General features: G+C 63.6%; 22 protein-coding genes. 16 read left to right on the top strand and 6 right to left on the bottom strand.

The window, feature by feature from the left end; all coding sequences use genetic code 11:
• Positions 1-85: 85 nt before the first annotated feature.
• Complete coding sequence (locus AC04SF_RS22500) at positions 86-556, bottom strand: carboxymuconolactone decarboxylase family protein (protein WP_488479576.1); 471 nt, start codon at positions 554-556, stop codon at positions 86-88.
• A 112-nt stretch (positions 557-668) separates the two neighbouring features.
• Between AC04SF_RS22500 and AC04SF_RS22495 the strand changes: the two genes are divergently transcribed.
• From AC04SF_RS22495 to AC04SF_RS22485, 3 genes are read left to right on the top strand one after another with little or no spacing between them, the layout of a single operon-like run.
• Positions 669-1319, top strand: a complete 651-nt coding sequence (locus AC04SF_RS22495) for a TetR/AcrR family transcriptional regulator (RefSeq protein ID WP_488479575.1) — start codon at positions 669-671, stop codon at positions 1317-1319.
• 19 nt (positions 1320-1338) lie between these two features.
• The gene (locus AC04SF_RS22490; RefSeq protein ID WP_488479574.1) at positions 1339-1950 is read left to right on the top strand and encodes a hypothetical protein; all 612 of its coding nucleotides are present in this window, start codon (positions 1339-1341) and stop codon (positions 1948-1950) included.
• Positions 1947-2795: a 23S rRNA (adenine(2030)-N(6))-methyltransferase RlmJ gene (locus tag AC04SF_RS22485; RefSeq protein WP_096456493.1), complete on the top strand. Its 849-nt coding sequence runs from the start codon at positions 1947-1949 to the stop codon at positions 2793-2795. Before AC04SF_RS22490 ends, AC04SF_RS22485 begins: the two co-directional genes overlap by 4 nt.
• A gap of 31 nt (positions 2796-2826) precedes the next feature.
• Here the strand turns inward: AC04SF_RS22485 and AC04SF_RS22480 are convergent, their stop codons facing one another.
• Positions 2827-3594: a helix-turn-helix domain-containing protein gene (locus AC04SF_RS22480; protein ID WP_488479573.1), complete on the bottom strand. Its 768-nt coding sequence runs from the start codon at positions 3592-3594 to the stop codon at positions 2827-2829.
• A 186-nt stretch (positions 3595-3780) separates the two neighbouring features.
• Between AC04SF_RS22480 and AC04SF_RS22475 the strand changes: the two genes are divergently transcribed.
• From AC04SF_RS22475 to AC04SF_RS22445, 7 genes are all read left to right on the top strand, one after another.
• The gene (locus tag AC04SF_RS22475; RefSeq protein ID WP_488479572.1) at positions 3781-4203 is read left to right on the top strand and encodes a VOC family protein; all 423 of its coding nucleotides are present in this window, start codon (positions 3781-3783) and stop codon (positions 4201-4203) included.
• A 30-nt stretch (positions 4204-4233) separates the two neighbouring features.
• Positions 4234-4596, top strand: a complete 363-nt coding sequence (locus tag AC04SF_RS22470; RefSeq protein ID WP_488479571.1) for a DoxX family protein — start codon at positions 4234-4236, stop codon at positions 4594-4596.
• A gap of 90 nt (positions 4597-4686) precedes the next feature.
• On the top strand, positions 4687-5139 hold the full coding sequence (locus AC04SF_RS22465; RefSeq protein WP_488479570.1) for a hypothetical protein: 453 nt from the start codon (positions 4687-4689) through the stop codon (positions 5137-5139).
• A gap of 137 nt (positions 5140-5276) precedes the next feature.
• A complete protein-coding gene (locus AC04SF_RS22460; protein WP_096459082.1) occupies positions 5277-5858 on the top strand; it encodes a TetR/AcrR family transcriptional regulator in 582 nt (193 codons plus the stop codon).
• A complete protein-coding gene (locus AC04SF_RS22455; protein WP_488479569.1) occupies positions 5855-6691 on the top strand; it encodes an EamA family transporter in 837 nt (278 codons plus the stop codon). Before AC04SF_RS22460 ends, AC04SF_RS22455 begins: the two co-directional genes overlap by 4 nt.
• Positions 6692-6696: 5 nt before the next feature.
• Positions 6697-7869 (top strand): MFS transporter, encoded by a 1173-nt coding sequence (locus tag AC04SF_RS22450; RefSeq protein WP_488479735.1) that lies wholly within the window; start codon positions 6697-6699, stop codon positions 7867-7869.
• 76 nt (positions 7870-7945) lie between these two features.
• Positions 7946-8560, top strand: coding sequence for a LysE family translocator (locus AC04SF_RS22445; protein ID WP_488479568.1), 615 nt, complete (start codon positions 7946-7948; stop codon positions 8558-8560).
• 85 nt (positions 8561-8645) lie between these two features.
• Here AC04SF_RS22445 and AC04SF_RS22440 read toward each other — a convergent pair whose 3' ends face one another.
• Positions 8646-8957: a transcriptional regulator gene (locus tag AC04SF_RS22440; protein WP_488479567.1), complete on the bottom strand. Its 312-nt coding sequence runs from the start codon at positions 8955-8957 to the stop codon at positions 8646-8648.
• 599 nt (positions 8958-9556) lie between these two features.
• Between AC04SF_RS22440 and AC04SF_RS22435 the strand changes: the two genes are divergently transcribed.
• From AC04SF_RS22435 to AC04SF_RS22410, 6 genes are all read left to right on the top strand, one after another.
• Positions 9557-9931 carry a hypothetical protein gene (locus tag AC04SF_RS22435; protein ID WP_202350711.1) on the top strand — a complete coding sequence of 125 codons (375 nt, stop codon included), beginning with the start codon at positions 9557-9559 and terminating at the stop codon, positions 9929-9931.
• A 422-nt stretch (positions 9932-10353) separates the two neighbouring features.
• Positions 10354-10950 (top strand): glutathione S-transferase family protein, encoded by a 597-nt coding sequence (locus AC04SF_RS22430; protein WP_488479566.1) that lies wholly within the window; start codon positions 10354-10356, stop codon positions 10948-10950.
• Between the two features lie 126 nt (positions 10951-11076).
• On the top strand, positions 11077-11460 hold the full coding sequence (locus AC04SF_RS22425; RefSeq protein ID WP_096456513.1) for a TfoX/Sxy family protein: 384 nt from the start codon (positions 11077-11079) through the stop codon (positions 11458-11460).
• Positions 11363-12055, top strand: a complete 693-nt coding sequence (locus AC04SF_RS22420) for a GFA family protein (protein ID WP_488479565.1) — start codon at positions 11363-11365, stop codon at positions 12053-12055. Before AC04SF_RS22425 ends, AC04SF_RS22420 begins: the two co-directional genes overlap by 98 nt.
• Before the next feature lie 121 nt (positions 12056-12176).
• Positions 12177-13448 carry an ROK family protein gene (locus AC04SF_RS22415; protein WP_488479564.1) on the top strand — a complete coding sequence of 424 codons (1272 nt, stop codon included), beginning with the start codon at positions 12177-12179 and terminating at the stop codon, positions 13446-13448.
• A 428-nt stretch (positions 13449-13876) separates the two neighbouring features.
• Positions 13877-14557, top strand: a complete 681-nt coding sequence (locus tag AC04SF_RS22410) for an N-acetylmuramoyl-L-alanine amidase (RefSeq protein ID WP_096456519.1) — start codon at positions 13877-13879, stop codon at positions 14555-14557.
• A gap of 159 nt (positions 14558-14716) precedes the next feature.
• On the opposite strand, the gene AC04SF_RS22405 is transcribed toward AC04SF_RS22410, so the two are convergent.
• Genes AC04SF_RS22405 through AC04SF_RS22395 form a run of 3 tightly spaced genes read right to left on the bottom strand, consistent with a single transcriptional unit; the run spans position 14717 to position 17951 of the window.
• Positions 14717-16192 (bottom strand): amidase, encoded by a 1476-nt coding sequence (locus AC04SF_RS22405; protein WP_488479563.1) that lies wholly within the window; start codon positions 16190-16192, stop codon positions 14717-14719.
• A gap of 14 nt (positions 16193-16206) precedes the next feature.
• Positions 16207-17166, bottom strand: coding sequence for a cyclase family protein (locus tag AC04SF_RS22400; RefSeq protein WP_488479562.1), 960 nt, complete (start codon positions 17164-17166; stop codon positions 16207-16209).
• Positions 17163-17951, bottom strand: a complete 789-nt coding sequence (locus AC04SF_RS22395) for an ATP-binding cassette domain-containing protein (RefSeq protein ID WP_488479561.1) — start codon at positions 17949-17951, stop codon at positions 17163-17165. The genes AC04SF_RS22400 and AC04SF_RS22395 overlap by 4 nt, the downstream gene beginning before the upstream one ends.
• Positions 17952-17953 lie beyond the last annotated feature (2 nt).

Below are 17953 nucleotides of genomic sequence, written 5' to 3'. Positions count from 1 at the left end.
CATCAGCGCTGAAGGCATGCGGTACTTTGATCAGGCATGACCCGCCGTCGACGGGCCATGCCGCTGGCCAGGGGTTAGCCAGGCATCACTGCCCGCCCATTTCCTTCTTGAATGTGTCGAAATCGACCTGCATGCCATTGAAGATGGTGCTCCAGTGGCGGGTGAGCGCGGCCATCGCCACGGCTTCCTGGATCTCCTCGTCGGTGGCGCCGGCGCGCTTGGCGTCCTGCGTGTCCGACCAGATGCAGTAGTTGCACGGAATCTGCGCCGCCACCGCCAGCGAGATCAGCGACTTGACCTTCGGCGGCAGCGCCGTCTTGTCGCTGAGTTCGATGGCCTTGACCTCGGCCCAGGCACCGGGCAGACCGGCCTTGGGAAACTGCTTCACAAAGCTCGGCACGCCGCCCATGGTCGACTGGATATCCTTGAGGGTTGCATCATAGTCGTCGGCATAGACAGGTGCCGCGACCAGGGCCAGCGCACCGCCGGCGGCGACTACGAGGCAGTTGCGGCGTATCGATGAAAGCACGGATGAAAGAATGCGATAATTGGACATGACATTCTCCTCTGGTCTTTGTTAGCCTTACGATGTAAGGTAGTGCGGAAAATGAACCTTACAGTGTAAGTTGTCAAGCGGCGCAATGGACACGTCAATCAAAAAAAAGCGAGTGCGCGGGCGCCTCTCGCGCGAAATGATCGAGGACGCCGCCTTCGAGGTGATCGAGAGGGAAGGGCTCGCCGGCTTTTCGATGCGCAAGCTGGCGGCGGCACTCGGCTGCGAGGCGATGAGCATCTACCACCACTTTCCTTCGGTGGCGCATTTGCACGAGGCGCTGGTCGACCGGCTGGTCGGTTCGCTGGAAATGCCCGACGCCAGCCTTCCCTGGCGGCAAAGAATGCGCATCGCCATCGAGGATTTTCGCCGCATAGGCCGCGACCATCCCGCCTATGCCACTTTCCTTGTCACCTACCGGATGAACTCGCCGATCTGCCTCGCCTGGCTGAACGGCATTCTGAGCCTGTTCGGGGATGGCGGTTTCGACACTGAACTCAGCGCGCGGCTGTTTCGTGCCGTCGGCTACTATCTGATGGGCGCGGTGCTGGACGAGAACGCCGGCTATGCCAGAGGTCCGTCGGCGGTGAACACGGTCGGTGAGGAGCAGCTGGCCCGGGATTTTCCCAATGTGATGGCCGCCGGGCCCTTCTTCGGCACCGCTGAATTCGACAAGACATTCGATCTCGGGCTCGACATGCTGCTGGACGAAATGGAACGCCTGCGCGACGGTGCCGGCGCTGGCCAGTCGGCCGGCAAGGTGTGAATACGAGATGAGTGTCTGAATGCGCTTTCTGTTTGTCCTGATCCTGCTTGCCGGCACCGGCATCGGCCTCATCTATCCCTGGGCGATGACCAATTTTTCCGGTCGCGAGATCGGCACCTGGAGGGTCTATGAGCAAGGCCGCTTCAAGCCGTTGACCGTGTCGCTCGCGGGCCGCGATGCACCGGTGCGGGTCCTGGTCGACCTGACCGCGCGGGCCGAACGCATCGTCTCGCAGCAGCGCACGGTGTTGACCCTGACCGCCGCCAGCAACGGCCGCACGGCGCTTGCCTCGACGCTTCAGTTCAACCATTCGGACAATCCGCGCCAGGCCAGTCCGCAACTGCCCGACAAGATCTTTCGCGACGAGGCTGGTGTGATCGCGACCGTCAGTCCCGGTCCCTATACCTTCACTGTCGGTCCGGGCGATGCGGAGGACATTCCGATACGCGCGGTCGATCTTGTCCTGCGCTCTGGTGTCGGCGAAACCGACCGGCGTGCGCGGCCGGTCGGCTTCTCGCTGATGGCGGTCGGCTTGATCGGCTTCCTGCTGTCCTTGCGTTCCGGTGGCGGCCGACCGGACAATCCGAACTCGCAGCCACCGCCGCCGCGCTGGGGCAGGGGACCTAAGTGAACTACCGCCACGCCTATCACGCCGGAAATTTCGCCGATGTCGTCAAGCATGTCGTGCTGACGCGGCTGCTCGACTATCTCAAACAGAAGGACAAGGCGTTTCGCGTCGTCGACACCCATGCCGGCATTGGCCGCTACGATCTGTCGTCGCTCGAGGCGCAGAAGACCGGCGAATGGCAGGGCGGCATCGGCAGGCTGATCGACGCCTCGTTCGACGCCAAGGTGGGTGCACTGTTGGCGCCCTATCTGGAGGCGGTGCGGTCGCTCAATCGCGATGGCGGCGTGAAAAAATATCCAGGCTCGCCGCTGCTCGCACGCCACCTCCTGCGCAAGCAGGACAGGTTGTCGGCGATCGAACTGCATCCGAAAGACGCCGCGAAGCTCAAGGCGGAATTCGCCGGCGACTTCCAGGTGCGAGTCATGGAACTCGATGGCTGGCTGGCGCTCGGCGCGCATCTGCCGCCGAAGGAGAAGCGCGGCCTGGTGCTCATTGATCCGCCCTTCGAGGAGGAGGGCGAGTTCGATCGCCTCGTCGACGGGCTCATAAGGGCACACAAGCGCTGGCCCGGCGGCATCTATGCGCTGTGGTATCCGATCAAGGACCGCAAGGCGGTGATCGCCTTCAGGAAAGCGCTGAAACAATCCGGCATCCCGAAAATCCTCGACATAGAATTCGAGATCAGGCCAGCTTCTTCTGAGCCAAGCCTCGATGGCAGCGGCATGGTGGTGGTCAACCCGCCCTTCACACTGGAAGGCGAATTGCGAACCGTGCTGCCGGCCCTGCACAAATTGCTCGCGGTGGAAAAGCCGGCGCACTGGTCGCTGGAATGGCTGGCCGGAGAGTAGGCGGGCATGGCTTCGGCTGCCTCGGCCGATTCTATACTCCGGTGGCAGCCAGCGCGGCCGGCGTGATGCCGGAGAGCCGCCTGCTCTCGCGTATCAGATGGGCCTGGTCCGCATAGCCGGCCTCGATCGCTAAGACCGCGGTCGAGGTATCGCCGGATGCCTGCCGCAGGCGCCTGAAGCGGTGGAAGCGCAGGATCCGGTCAAGCGTCTTCGGGCCATAGCCGAAACTTTCCTCGAAACGCCGCCGCAGCGTTCGTTCGCTCATATGCAGGGAGCGCAAGAGGAAAGGCACCAGCGGCTTGTCGGCTGGCAGACCCCGGTCGATCACGTCAAAGGCAAAGCCCATGGCCGCATCGGGCGCACGGTGGTCTTGCGTGTGTGCCCCGATTGCCTCCTCCAATTGTCCCACCAGCTTGGCGAGATCGGGCGTTGCCTGGATGCGGCCTGACAGATGGCACGCGCTCGCACCCCAGAGTTCACTGAGGTCAAGACGTTCGCCGACGATCCGGTTGGCCGGCACGCCCAGCCAACCCGCTGCCGCCCCTGGCCGGAATCTGAATCCGACAATCGTCGCTCCTGATGCCAGTGTCTCGATCTGCGGCTCCCGGTCCGGTCCCGCGATCCGGAACCGACCGTCGATCCACTGCAGGTCGATCGTCGCATCCGGCGTTATCACGACAGGCGGAGCATCCCGGTCCTGCATGCGGTGGACCCAGACGGACGTGAAAGCTGCAGCCAGCCGCCTGTCTGCGGGCCGTTCCCGAAAAAAGCCGGTGGTCTGCGCCAGTACCGCTTCCATCCCTTCAGCCTTCGTCAGTCCGTCCTTGGTCTTCTCGCCGGCTTGTCATTCGGGTCCGAGGCCTCGGCCATTTTGGCCGAAATCTTCAATGCGGGCCGCTCCCGCCATGGCAAACCACACCAAGCCTCGGTGCCTTCGCGGTCACCGATACCGTGCAAGTCCCGAATATAGAAAGGAGAAACCAAAATGAAAGCTCGCATCAGTGTCATCACGCTTGGCGTCGATAATCTGGAAACGTCGCTCGAATTCTACCAAAACGGGCTGGGGTTTCCGACCGAAGGCATCATCGGCAGGGAGTTCGAGCACGGCGCCGTCGCCTTCTTCGATCTGCGGAACGGCTTGAAGTTCGCGATCTTCGAACGCCCCAACATCGCCCATGACGCCGGCATCGCCCAAACCGCCCGCAGTCCGACCGAGTTCACCATCGGTCACAATGTCACGAGCAAGGCCGAGGTCGATGCCGTGATGGCGCAGGCCATCAGCGCCGGCGCACGCCCCGTCAAGCCCGCCCAGGACACGTTCTGGGGCGGCTATGCCGGCTACTTCCAGGATCCGGATGACCATCTCTGGGAAGTCGTCTTCAACCCTGCCTTTCTTCCCGAGGATTGAACCCTGGCCGGCGTCTGGCAGGAGGTTGGCATGCTCGCTCAAACGATTCAGGCGTTGGGTGCACTTCTGGTGGGCGGCGTGTTTGCATGGGCCGGCATCGAACATTTCGTGAAGTTCAAGGCAATGACCGAGTACCTGGCCGCCCGGCAGTTTCCGGCCCCGGCCTTCCTGCTCGCCGCGGGCTCGGCGTTGGAGATCGTCGCCGGCTCCCTGCTTGCCATGGGCATTGCGGGGCCTTTCGCCGCCGGCGCGCTGGTCGTGTTTACGCTGGCGGTGAACATGCTCCTGTTGCGGTTCTGGGCCTGTGAGGGCCTGGAACGGCAGACGTTGCGATCTGCCTTTCTGGTCAATTTCGCCGTTATTGGCGGATTGCTGCTTGCGGCAACCGTCTAGTCTCGTTTCTGGAAACCATTGTTTCGGCAACCGCTTGACCGGCGCCAAGCGAATCCGCACAGTGCGCGCAACCGACCTTGAGAGGCTGCCATGACTCGCTTCGCCAAATCCGCTCTTGCCGCCCTGATTTCGCTATGCACCCCGCTTGCCGCGCCGCTCGGGGTCACCCAGGCAGTGCACGCGGCCGACCTTGCCGTCTATTCCGACGACGATGGCGGCGTCTGCGGCCAGCCCTGGGTGCTGAGCAAGATCACCAGCCGCTTCTCCTACCAGGTGCATCACGTGCCGCATCTGCCGGATGTGCAGATCACCGATTTCCAGCGCATCCACCAGCATCGCTATCTGCCGGCCAACGACACCTGGCCGATCGGCCGTCGCTATTGCGGCGCCACCGTCAGTCTCTCCGATGGCCGCGCCCGCACCATCTGGTACCTGATCGAGGAAGGCCAGGGCTTTGCCTCGATCGGCGACAATGTCGAATTCTGCGTCTCGGGCTTTGATCGCTGGATGGTCTACAACGGCCGCTGCCGCGTTCTCCGCTAGACGCAGCCTTCCAATTTTCGATTTCCTTTAGCGCCTGCGGCTCGACCAGCCGCAGGCGTTTTTCATGTCGTGTTGACAGAAGGCGAGATCCGTCTCATAGGTATGAGACAGACCTGTCTCATCACTTGGCGCTCACCATGACACCGTCACCTCTTTCTGACAAACGCCAGCATGTCGTCGAAACCGCCTATGCGCTGTTCAAGCGCGCCGGCTTCCATGCCACCGGCATCGACCGGATCATCGCCGAGGCCGATGTGGCCAAGATGACGATGTATCGGCATTTCCCCAGCAAGGACGAGCTGATCGTCGCGGTGCTCGACTATCGCGCCAGGCGTTTTGACGACCAGCTCGACCAGCTTGCCCGCAAGAGCATCACGCCGGAGCAGAAAATCGCCAGGATATTCGACTGGCATGGCCGCTGGTTTCGCAGCCCGGATTTCCATGGCTGTCTGTTCGCCCATGCGCTGGCCGAGTTCGGTGACCCCGAGCATCCGGTGTTCGAGGCTGTCGCCAGGCAGAAGAATGGCTTGAGGCAGCGCATGCAGTCGATCCTTATGGAAGTGATGCCACGCGGTAGGGCCGAGAACGTGGCGGCGACACTGTTGATGCTGATCGAAGGCGCGACCCTGATGGCGCAGATGGGGCAGGCGGAGACCGCCCTTCGTGAAGCCCGCAAGACCGCCCTGGACATCATCGCCGCCTCGCGCAGGCCGCAATGAGCCCGCTGGTCATCGGCCTCGCGCTGTTCGCGGCGATCCTGCACGCAAGCTGGAATGCTTTCCTGCGCACCGGCGCCGACAGGCTGTGGACCGTCACCGTCATGAGCTTCTCCAGCACGGCGCTGGCCATTCCGCTGGCCACCTTCAACGGTTTTCCGGCCACATCGGCCTGGCTCTATGTCGGGCTCTCGGCCTGTCTGCAGGTCGGCTACAGCGTGTTTCTGGTGGCAGCCTACAGATATGGCGAGTTGGGGCAGGTCTATCCGATCGTGCGCGGCAGCGTGCCTCTGCTCGTCACCCTTGGCGGCTTCCTGCTCGCCGGCCAGCAGCTCACCGTTCTGGAGACCGTCGGCGTTGCTCTGGTCGGTGGCGGCATCATGGGTCTTTCGGTCGGACGCGGAAGATCGGCCACGACATCGATCCTTTATGCGCTGGCAACAGGAGCCATCATCGCCGCCTATGCGACGGTCGATGCCATCGGCGTTCGTGCGGCAGGCAATGTCGGCGCCTACACAGCCTGGGTTCTGCTGGCCTATGGCGTCTTGCTGCCGGCGACCTACGTCGCCTGCCGCGGCCAGCTCGCTGTCGACCCGCGGGCGCCGGAGACCTGGAGGGCACTCGGCGGCGGCCTGTTCGCGCTTCTGGCCTATGGCGTCGTGGTGGCGGCCTTCGCGCTCGGGCCTGCCGGTCCGATCACCGCGATCCGCGAGACTAGCGTCGTCTTCGCCGCGTTCATCGGCCGGCTGTTTCTCGGCGAGACGCTGACGCCGCGGCGGGTCGGCGCCTGTGCCGTCGTTGCGCTCGGCGCCATCTGCCTCGGCTATCAGTCGTGACGGCAATGAATGCGCCTGCCGGCACGCGCGCCACTGCCATCGACAATGGTCTGCTTGTCATACTCGTGGTCGCCGCGGGCCTGACCGTCGCCAACAATTATTACAACCAGGCGATGCTCGGCCTGCTGGCGCATCAGTTCGCTCTGTCCGCCGGCGCGGTCTCGGCACTTCCCGTCGTGACGCAACTCGGCAACGTCGTCGGCATCCTATTTCTGGCGCCGCTGGGCGACCGGCTCGAGCGGCGCTCCCTCATCCTGGCGACGACGGCGGCGCTGGTCGTCGCGCTTGTCGGTGCCGCACTGGCGCCCAGTTTTCCCTGGCTGGTCGTCGCCGGCATCGGCATTGGTCTCTTCGCCACGGTGACACAGCAGATCGTGCCGCTCGCCATGCATCTGGCGGCACCGCATGAGCGCGGCCGCGTGCTTGGCATCGTCACCGGCGGCATTCTCGTCGGCATCCTGCTTGCCCGCACCGTCAGCGGCCTCATCTCGGATATCTGGGGATGGCAGGCCGTCTTCGCGGCCGCCGCCGCATTGATGCTTGCCACCGGCGCGGCACTCGCCTGGCGCCTGCCGCGCGTCGAGCCGGTCACCGATCTGAGTTATGCAAGGCTGCTCGGCTCGCTGTGGACGCTGCTGCGCACGCACCGCCTCCTGCGGCAGGCGATCGTCGTGCAAGCGCTGATCTTCGCGGCCTTCATCGGCTTCTGGTCGACTCTCGCCCTGGCCTTTGACGCCTCCCCCTATCATTTCGGCGCCACGGCTGTCGGCCTGATGGCGCTGATCAGCGTCGCCGGCGCGCTTGCGGCTCCACTCGCCGGCCGCTTCGCCGACAAGCGCGGACCCGATGTCATCGTCTCGATCGGCGCCAGCCTGGTGGTCGCCGCCTTCGCCATCCTTGGCCTGTTCCAGGGATCACTGGCGGCGATGATCGTCGCTGTGCTGATTCTCGATCTTGCCGTGCAGTCTTCGCAGGTCGCCAACCAGGCGCGCATCCATGCCCTCGATCCGGCCGCCCGCAGCCGCCTGAACACCATCTTCATGGCGACGATGATTCTTGGTGGCGCTTGCGGCTCGGGTCTTGCGGGACTTGCCTATTCGGCGTGGGGGTGGAGCGGCACCTGCCTGTTCGGCGCAGCATCCGCCGCGGCCGCACTGCTGGTGTCACGAAGGTCCTGAACTTTCGGGCTATCGCCGGCAGGCAAATCGGCTAACCTGAGCACCCGAGAGCAACGCATCACTTTCGGGAACCTTCATGGACCTTGCCACCATCCTTGCCTTCGCGGCCGCCTTCTTCGTCTTCGCCGCCAGCCCCGGCCCCGACAACATGACGATCGTCGCCCGCACGATCTCCAGCGGCGCGGCGTCGGGCATCGCCTACGGCGCCGGCACCGTGGTCGGCATCCTCATCTTCCTGACGCTCGCAGCCTTCGGCCTGTCGATCATCGCCGCCAAGGTGGCAAGCGTCATGACGGTGCTTCGCTACGGCGGAGCGGCCTATCTGATCTGGATGGGCATCAGGCTCTGGACGGCCGTGCCCGTCGTGCCGGAGCTGCAGCCCGTCTCCGGTCGGCGCGGGCTGCTGACGATCTTTGCCACGGGTGTCGCGCTCAATCTCGGCAATCCGAAAATGCCGCTGTTCTATGTAGCGCTGTTGCCCAACGTCGTCGGAGCCTCGCTCACATCAGCGCATCTCGGCATCCTGATCGCGGTGATCATGGCCGTCGAGATCGTGGTGATCGGCGGGCACGTCGTTCTCGCCGGCCGCGCCCGCAATCTGTTGCGCACGCCCAGGATCGTGCGCCGGGTCAACCGCGCTGCAGGCGGCGTGATGATCGGGGCCGGTGTTGCCGTGGTCGCCACGCGCTAAAAACAATTCCAGGAAAGGTGTGTAGCGGTTTTCCCGGGGAATTGCGCCAAACGAAGCGCCTTAGAGCGTTCGCTCGATCGCAGTGCTATTTCCTGCGTCGCGCGGGCTCGGCCATGTCGATGAGCTTGCGAAGATAGGCGATGTGGCCGCGAAAGGCTCGCCGCCCAATCGTCGTTGCCTTGATCCGGGTCTGCGGCCGTCGCCCGACGAAAAGCTTCTCGACATCGACATAGCCCGCTCTGGCCAGCGTATCGATGTGCGCCCCGAGATTTCCATCGGTGGCTTCGATCATGGCCTTCAACTGGCTGAATTCCAGCGCCTCGCGCCTTTCCAGCGTGTTCAGGACGGCCATGATCCTGAGCCTTGTGCTCTGGTGGATGATGTCGTCGGCGCTCATCGATGGGCTCCAATGCGGTAAAGCCTTGGGCCATCGCCATGGGGCTCGGCAACCGCGGCAGCGGTAGCTCTTTTGCAGAATACTCTGCTACACAGAGTATTCTGTCAACATGTCAGCAGTCGACGGAAGCGTGCTTGACAAGGTGATCTTCAGATCGGTCGTCGCGTCAGGCTCGTGATCCGCATGGGCCGTTCGCCTGCAGAAGATGATCGCCACGACGAGGCGGCATGTCATGATATTCGCGGCCGAAGATCATGCGTGAAGCTGCTCGCTAATCTTTGCAGCGTCATGGTGGCTTCGCATCGAGAATGCGGGTGTGAAATTGCTGGCGGTATCAAAAGATCAACAGCGGATTTTTGCGATGATGAGTGCGATCGTGTGTCGATCTCAACCAAAATTTAAGCTGAGAAAATCATACCATTGCTTCGCTGGCTAGCGAGCCGCGAGTCAGATATGCATTGCGCGCCGGGGTCATTCACGGCCATCGGCATAACGTGAAGGGGCATGACATGGCTAAGCAGTCATCTAAAGCGCCGGCATCCAAGGCACCGGCAAAGAAAGCACCCGCAAAAGCAGTCGCGGCGAAGGCCGCAACAGCAGTGAAGAAAGCAGCGCCTGCGAAGGCGGCGGCAAAGCCCGCAGCGAAGGCAGCACCGGCCAAGAAGCCGGCGGCGGCCAAGGCTGTCGCGAAGCCCGCAGTGAAGAAGGCAGCGCCCGCCAAGGCAGCGGCAAAGCCGGCGGCCAAGGCAGCACCGGCGAAGAAGCCTGCAGCCAAGGCAGCGGCAAAACCCGCGGCCAAGAAGGCAGCGCCCGCCAAGGCTGCGGCAAAGCCCGCCGCGAAGGCAGCGGCAAAGCCGGCAGCAAAGCCAGCCGCGAAAGCAGCAGCGGCTGCGACCAAGCCTGCGGTGAAGAAAGCCGCCGCGCCGAAGGCCAAGGCAGCGCCTGCGAAGGCGAAGGCTCCGGCCAAGAAGTAGACCGGTCGTTGGGGCGTCGCGCGTCCTCCGGGACTCGGCAAGGACGCTCTGACGCACTGGATCGAAACAGTCCGGCAGCAGGTTCAGCCCGGAGGGCTGACCATCGGGATGGGACCGAGGGGCAAGCAAAGCGAGGCGCCGATTGGCTGCCTCGCTCGCCCTTTGAATTGTCTCCTTGCCGCGGTTGGCGAAGGCCCCGGCGCAATGCCTGGGTTGGTGAGATACGAATGCAGGTTTGAAATCCCGTCAGCCTGCGGTTGTCGTTTGCTCGTATTTTCCAGCGTACCGGTCTGTAGGCTTGTCCGTGATATCTGGAGCGGAAACCGCAACCGGTTTCTGGCTGTTGTTTTTCTGCGCTCTGGCGGTTGATCGCAAGCGCCTGTCCAGTCAACACTGGACGCCTGCAAACAGGAAACCGATCCATGCCGAAGCTGCTCTACGCATCCACCTCTCCATACAGCTCGAAGGTGAGGATGGCCGCGGCCTATGCCGGGATCGCGATGGATCTGGTGCCGGTCAAGACGGAGGACAAACCGGCCGAGTTGATCGGCGCCAATCCGCTCGGAAAGATACCGGTGCTGGTGCTCGACGATGGCCGCTCGATTCACGACAGCCGCGCCATCACCCAGCACCTCAACCGGATTTCGAAGAACGCGTTGTTCCCACGCAATCCCGACAAGCGGCTGGAAGCGGAAGTGCTGGAAGCGCTGGCCGACGGTATCTGCGATTGCGCGCTGTCCATGGTCTATGAGCGCCGCACCCGGCCTCAGGAGATGGTCTATCAGCCCTGGCTCGACCGGCAATGGGCCAAGGTCACCGCGGCACTGGACCTACTCAACGCCAACCCGCCAAAGTTGCCGAAGAAGATCACCGTCGGTCAGATGGCGTTGCGTGCCTGCCTCGGCTATCTCTCCCTGCGTTTTGCCGGCAAATGGGAAAAGGGCCGTGGCCGGCTGACCCGCTGGGCGGCGCGTTTCGACGAAAAATTCCCGGAGCTGAAGCCGGCGGTTCCAGGGTGAGAACTGCTGACTTCCCCTAGCCGGAAGATCAGCAGCTTCCTCGCTGCCTCTCGCTATCTTGTGCGTTGAAGACAATTCGCTTTCGTGCTCGCATAGCACCCGGCAAATCGCACACAGGCGGTGAGCATGGCGAAGTCATCCACCACAACCGGCAGCGCGGTCGACCCGATGGTCGCTCGTCTGCGCGGTGCCCTTGGCAACCGGACCTTCACCGAACAGAAGATGTTCGGCGGCACCTGCTTCCTCATCAACGGCAACATGCTGGTCGGCGCATCGAAGCGTGGGCTGCTGGTCCGCGTCGGCAAGGCCGCGCATGCAGAGGCGGCCTTGCGTCCCCATGCGCGACCGATGGAGATGGGCGGGCGTTCGATGGAAGGCTACGTCCGTGTCGCGCCGGAAGGCACCGCGACCGATGCCGACCTTCGCGGCTGGCTCGATCTCGCGCTGGCCTTTGTCAGTACGCTTCCAGCAAAATCGAAATCCGCCAAGGTCGCAAATAAGCGCGCCTGAGCGGCTGGCTCAGCGCATTCTATGCATGTCGCCCAAAGTGACGTCGGTTTTGGGAGAACGACATTGCATAGAAACAAGAACCTCAATCGCGTCGCATAAATCCCTTTCGACGCGACGTGCTTCAGGCTCCGCAGTGAGTTCTGGCGGGTTGGGCGCATGGCGAGGGGAGGGTGCGATGGTCCTTACGGGAAACTGTATGTGCGGGGCGGTTGGCTGGACCTACTCCGGAGACACCACGCGCAATCTGGTCTGTCACTGCGTTGACTGCCAGCGCGCCACGTCCTCTCCCTTGACGGCCTTCCTGGGGATGAGGCGGGAGCACCTGAACTGGACCGGTGATGTCGTGCACTATGAGAGCAGCCCCGGGACGTTCCGGGGATTTTGCCCGACCTGCGGCACAAGGCTCTATTTCCGCTCCGGGAGATGGCCTTCGGAGGTTCACGTCCACGCCGCGACGATGACCGATCCGGGCGAATACCAACCAGACGCGCAAGTCTTCATTGGCGCGCGGATGAAATGGCTCGACCGGCTGCGGTCGCTTCCCACCCATCAGGGTTTTCAGCAAGCTCCGCAGGATTCTGCCGATACGCCCTGAGGGCGGAGCGAACGTGCCTGCCTGCACGGTCGAGTTTGTTGCTGTCTCGCACAAAGTTCTCGAAACCGGCAAGCTCCTGGGCTAGAAAGGTTTTTGAGAATGGCGGCGCGAAAATCGGACAATGACCATAACCAGCGAAGACAGCCCGAATGGCGCAGGCCATGCCACATTCACGCCGCCCGGTGATGGCGCTGCCGTGGAGCGGGCAGGGCGCCCGCGCAAGGCGCTGCTCTCGTCCTCCATGGTCGGCTCGACCAATCGTGGCCGCGTCCTGCAGGCGCTGTTCGATCTCGGCCCCACCAGCCGCGCCGAACTCGCGCGCATGGCCGGCGTCAACCGCACGACGATTTCCGGCATCGTGCAGCCGCTGATCGACGACGAGGTGCTGGTCGAGAGCGATCCCATGCCCGCCAATCCCGGTGGTGGCAAGCCGGCGCGGCCGCTGTGGTTTTCGCCGAGAGCCCGTCCCATCTGCGGCGTGCTCTTGATGCCGGACGCGGTGCACGCCTGCGTGGCGACGCTCGACGGAAAGATCGAGTCGGAACGCAAGATGGTGCTGCCGGACGGCAGGGGGCAGGTCGCACCGATCATCGAGACGATTGCCGAATGTGTTGGCGACACGCTTGCCAAGGCACGGCGCAAACCCTTTGGCATCGGTGTGGCCGTCGGCGGCATGGTCGACACCGATCGCGGCTCGATCGTCACCGTCAATCTGGCCCCGGCGCTCGACCGTTATCCGCTGGCCGACGATCTCGGCCGGCGCTTCGGCCTGCCGGTCAAGCTCGATCATCATCCGCGCGCCCTGCTGGTCGGTGACCGCTGGTTCGGCGCCGGCCGTGGCGTCAGGCAATTCGCGGTCGTCTACACCGGCGAAGTGCTGGGCGGTGCGCTCTATTTCGACGGCCATCTCCATCGCGGCACGTCCGGCGCGGGCGGCGAGCTCGGCCACACTTTCGTGCAGCTCGATGGCGAGCTCTGCCGCTGCGGCCGGCGCGGCTGCTGGGACACCATCGCCACGCTGAGCTGGCTACGGCGCGAGGGTGCCAATGCTGGCCTGCCCGAACCCCATCTAATCGACTCGGCCCGCCTTGTCGACATGGCCGATCGCCGACTGCCAGGCGCCGAAAAGCTGCTCGACCGCTATGCCCGCAACGTGGCGGTCGGCATCGCCAATCTGCAGCAGACGGTGGCGCCCAACATCTTCATCCTGCATGGCGACGTCGTGCTCGGCGGCGATCGTCTGCTCGCCGCGATCGCTGACCATGTCCGTGCTATGGTGCCGTCGCGCCCGGGCGGCGCGATCGAATTCATCGCCGGCGATGCGGGCGATGGTGCGGCATTACTCGGCGCCGCAGGCCTGGTGATTTCGGAGTTGTTGCAGCTGCCGATCTAGACCCTAGCCGTTTTAACTTGGCTAGCGGGGTGGCGCCCCGATGGCGCACCGGTCGCAACGCGCAAGTCAATCTCAGCGCAAAGCCTGACCTCATCGCTTGAGTCCTGCGGCATGCGACGCCCATGACAGGTTATTCGTAGAGACGCGAGAAAGGGCTATAAACGTTACTCTCCAATATCGGCGCCGCGCCAATTGATGTCGTCGCCCCTACCCGATGTGGTGCGCAAAACGCGATTGACAATATCGTGGTTTAGCGCATTCTAAATACACAGTTACTCTGAAATCGAAAACTACTGGGGAGCGTGCATGGTCAAGGCGCTTGCTTTGGCGGCGTTGCTTTGTTTGTTTTGACAGTCGGCCTTTTGCTGGGAGAGAGACGATCTAGCCAGCTTTCCTTAAGGGGTCAGAAATCGCGAAGGGAGAAATCCGTGAAACTTCCATTCAAGCCATGGTTGGACCAAGCCGGAGCATTCCCAATTTCCCATATCGCCGGCATACCGCACTACAACACACCGGTCTCTCCGACCACGCCGAGGACCGGCGTTCTCCATACCACGGAAGGAGGCTGGGCCGGCAGTTTGGCAATCTTCCGAGTACACTATGCTCCGCACTTCATGCTCGGATACGATGCGACAGCCAAAGAAGTACGAATTGCTCAATTGGTCCAGGTGGGGACCATTGGCGCCGCGCTGAAGGCACACAACAACAAAGCGTTGGTGCAAATAGAAATGATCGGCTTCTCGAAACCCACGCCGTGGCTGCCTGACGATGGCACCGTGGAGGCCTTGGCTTCGCTGATGGCTGTTTGCTTCGTCGAATACGGAATACCGCTTACACGTCCTTGGGCCGACGGCGATTTCGGCAAGGCGGGGCCAAATCCGCACCGTACATCTGGAAACTACGGCACCGTCGCAGGGTGGTATGGCCACGGGGACTGTCCCAGCCCAGACACGCACTGGGACCCAGGTAATCTCGAATGGAGCAAGGTGTTCGCCAAGGCGCAAACGATAGCCAACAGCATGGGGCCATCATCGGATACGATTGGACCCGCCGCGATGGCAGGCATAGCAACCTCGAACGCAACGTCACCCGCAGCAAAGCCTAAATAAAGCGGAAGCCGGCGAAAGTAGATAGCTGCGTCGTGATCGGTGGTTCGTCCGCGCTGCCGCTGGCAGTGTGTCAAAAAATTCAATGGCGATTTCGTAGCCGGTTGCAATTCGTCGTCTCGTTATTCCAAGCCGCTGCGCATTCTTGAGTGATATGCCTGGTTACCCGGCTAAGCCCGGATAAGTCTGGAACCATGGCCTGATGCGCTCGAAGCGCGCCGCCATGTTGAGCACGCTCTCATCGGCATGCCGTCGCCCGATGATCTGCAGGCCGACCGGCAGGCCCTGTGCGGTCAGGCCGGCTGGAACCGAGATTGCCGGATGGCCGGTGTAGTTGATCGGATAGGTCATGCACCAGCCGATCAGCGGATCGACCGCCTCGCCGTTGATGGAGGTCGGTCCGATCGTGTTGCCGTCGGTGGCGTTCTTGACCGGCGGAATGGCAAGCGTCGGCGATACGATCAGATCGTGGCTCGCAAACACATCCTCGAGCCCGTCATGCACGCCGGTGCGCAGGAGATCGTCGAGCGCGTGGTCGACGGCGGACACTTTGTAGGCGTCCTTCAGCATGGCGAGGAATTGCGGGGTGAGCACGCCGGCATGCTCGCCCATCAGGTCGATGCCTTCCTGTTTCCAGTAGACCGCGATTGCCGCGTAGTGGATCGAGATCGTACGCACCCAAAGTGCCGCGAGGTCCTTGTGGTCGGCCCTGAAATCGAGTTCGATCTCGTCGACCGCAATGCCGTTGTCGCGCATGGCCGCGACCGCGTCGGCGACCACGGCCGCGACCTTAGGGTCGACCGGGAAATTGCCGAGGCGCGGACTGTAGGCGACGCGCAGCGGCCGGAAGGGTCCGCTCGCCGCGCCGACATAGTCGACGCCATCGTCGGGCAGGCTGAGCGGATCGCGGCTGTGCGGACCGGCCATCACCTTGGTCATCAGCGCGGCGTCGCCGACGGTGCGCGCCAGCGGTCCGATATGGACAAGCGGATGTGCCCACAGGAAACCGTCGGGGCGCGTCACGGAAGGAATGCGGCCGAAGGAGGGCTTGAAGCCGACAGTGCCGCTGAACGAGGCGGGGATGCGCACCGAGCCGCCGCCATCGGTGCCTTGCGCCAGCGCCGCCATGCCGTCGGCGACGGCTGCGGCACTGCCGCCCGACGAGCCGCCGGAATTGTAGCCGATCGCGAAAGGCGTGCTGGTCGGCCCGAAGCGGAGATTGTCGGTAATGCCCTTGTGACCGAACTCCGGCGTGTTGGTCTTGCCGAGCACGATGGCGCCGGCTTCGAGCAGGCGCTCGACAGCCGCGGCGTTGGTTTGCGGCACCCTGTTGTGCACGGCGCGCGACGCCATCGATGTCGGCACGTCGGCGACATCGTCGAGATCCTTGATGCCGACCGGCACGCCATGCAGAGGGCCGAGCGGAACACCGGCCATCACCTCTTTCTCGGCAACGCGGGCAGCGTCCATCGCTTCGTCGCCGAGGACCAGCGTGTAAGCGTTGATGACGGGGTTTCGCGCCTCGATGCGGCGCAGGTAAGCCTCTGTGACCTCGACCGGCGACAGGTCGCGGCGCCGGATGCGCTGTGCCAGTTCAGCAGCCGGCAGGAAACAGAGTTCATTGTCCGCAGAAGTCATTGAAGCCATTCCGTCTACTTGATGAAAACCGGATTTGCCGAGCCGCCCGTGCCCTTGCTCACCTTGGCGGGGCTGGCGCAGTAAAAGCCTTCGTAGCGCCGGTCCGCCGCGCAATCGTCGGCAAGCTGGTCGAGCGCGGCCATTTCGGTGAAGACGACGCCGAGATTGCGCATCAGTGCTGCATGCAGCACCAGCATCAGGCCGGTCTCGGGATCGTAGGTGGTCTCGTTGGCCAGCGTGTCGGTGACCAGACAAGGCACCTGCATGGCGTCGAACCAGCGCACGAGGTCCAACGAGAAGGTCAGGCCAGGTTCCCAATAGCTTTCGCCCACTGTCTGAATTCCCGCTGCCAGCGCACCGACCCAGCCGGTGCGGATGAGCAGGATGCTGCGCGGCAGGATCTCGACGCCTTGCGCCCGGGCGCAGTCCATCAAATCGTGATGAGAGAAGGTCTCGGCGCGATCGAGCACCGGCTTGCCGCGGAAGCGGGCAATGTCGAGCAGCACGCCACGTCCGACAATGCCGCGCTCGGCGATTGGCATGATGCCGGCCTTGGTCATACCGCCATTGGTGCTCGATGCCGGAAAGCCGTTCCACAGCGTGTCGTCGAACCACATATGGCCGAGCGCTTCGCAATGCGTGCCGGCCTGCGCGAAGCCGGTGACATAGTCATCGGCGAATTCGAGCCCGCCGGGCAGGGGATGCCAATGGCCGTTCTCGAACCCGGCCTTGTCGGCGACCATGAAATGCTTGGCCGGCCAGCGGCCGGGGAACACCGCGTCGCCTTCGGGGCTGCCGATCGGCACGCCAAGCGTGAAGGTGCGACCGTCCCGCACTGTCGCCAGCGCGCGCTTGACCTCGTCAGGCGTGAGATAGTTGAGCGCGCCGATCTCGTCGTCTGCGCCCCAATGGCCCCAGCGATTGGGGGCGTTCGCCAGCAGCCGGCCCAGCGTCATTGCGTCGGTCGCGCTCATGCGCCGGCCTCCATGGCCGCGGCGGTCATCGCCTCCTTGGCGCCGGTTATGTAGGCGACGACCTCTTCCATGTTGGTGGCGGAACTTGGCAGATCGGCGGCCTTGCGGCCCCTGCGCATCACCACCACCCGATTGCAGACCTGCCAGAGATGATCGAGATTGTGGGTGACCATGACGATGGTCAGTCCCTTGGCGCCCAGCCGTTTGATCAGCTCGAGCACCTCGCGCGATTCGCGCACGCCGAGTGCCGCCGTCGGTTCGTCGAGCAGCAACAGCTTATGGCCCCAGAAGGCACCGCGTGCGATCGCCACCAATTGGCGCTGGCCGCCGGACATGCGCTCGACCGTTTTCGAGCGCACGCCGGGGATGTCGATGTGCAACTCGTCGAGCCCCTTAATCGCGGTGTCGCCCATCGATTTCAGGCGGATCCAGCGCAACAGCGCCGGGCCGCGCCCATGCGCCAATTCGCGCCCGAGGAAGAAATTCTCGGCCGCCGTGAAGGTGCCGATCAGCGACAGGTCCTGGTAGACCGTCTCGATGCCGAGGCGCTGTGCCTCGGCCGGCGGCGACAGTTTGCGCGGCTGGCCTTCGAGGAGCACCTCGCCGGAAGTCGGGTCATGCGCGCCAGCCAGGATCTTGATCAGCGTCGACTTGCCGGCGCCATTGTCGCCCACCAGGCCGATAATGTCGCCCCTGGCGATATCGAGCGAAACCGCGTCGAGCGCCTGGATGCCGCCAAAGCTTCGGCAGATGCGGCGCAGGCTGAGCAGTGTGTCAGGTGCCATGG

The sequence above is a fragment of the Mesorhizobium sp. CNPSo 4671 genome (assembly GCF_057784245.1).
The sequence above is the reverse complement of the archived record's forward strand: the minus strand, read 5'-3'. Positions and strand labels throughout refer to the sequence as shown.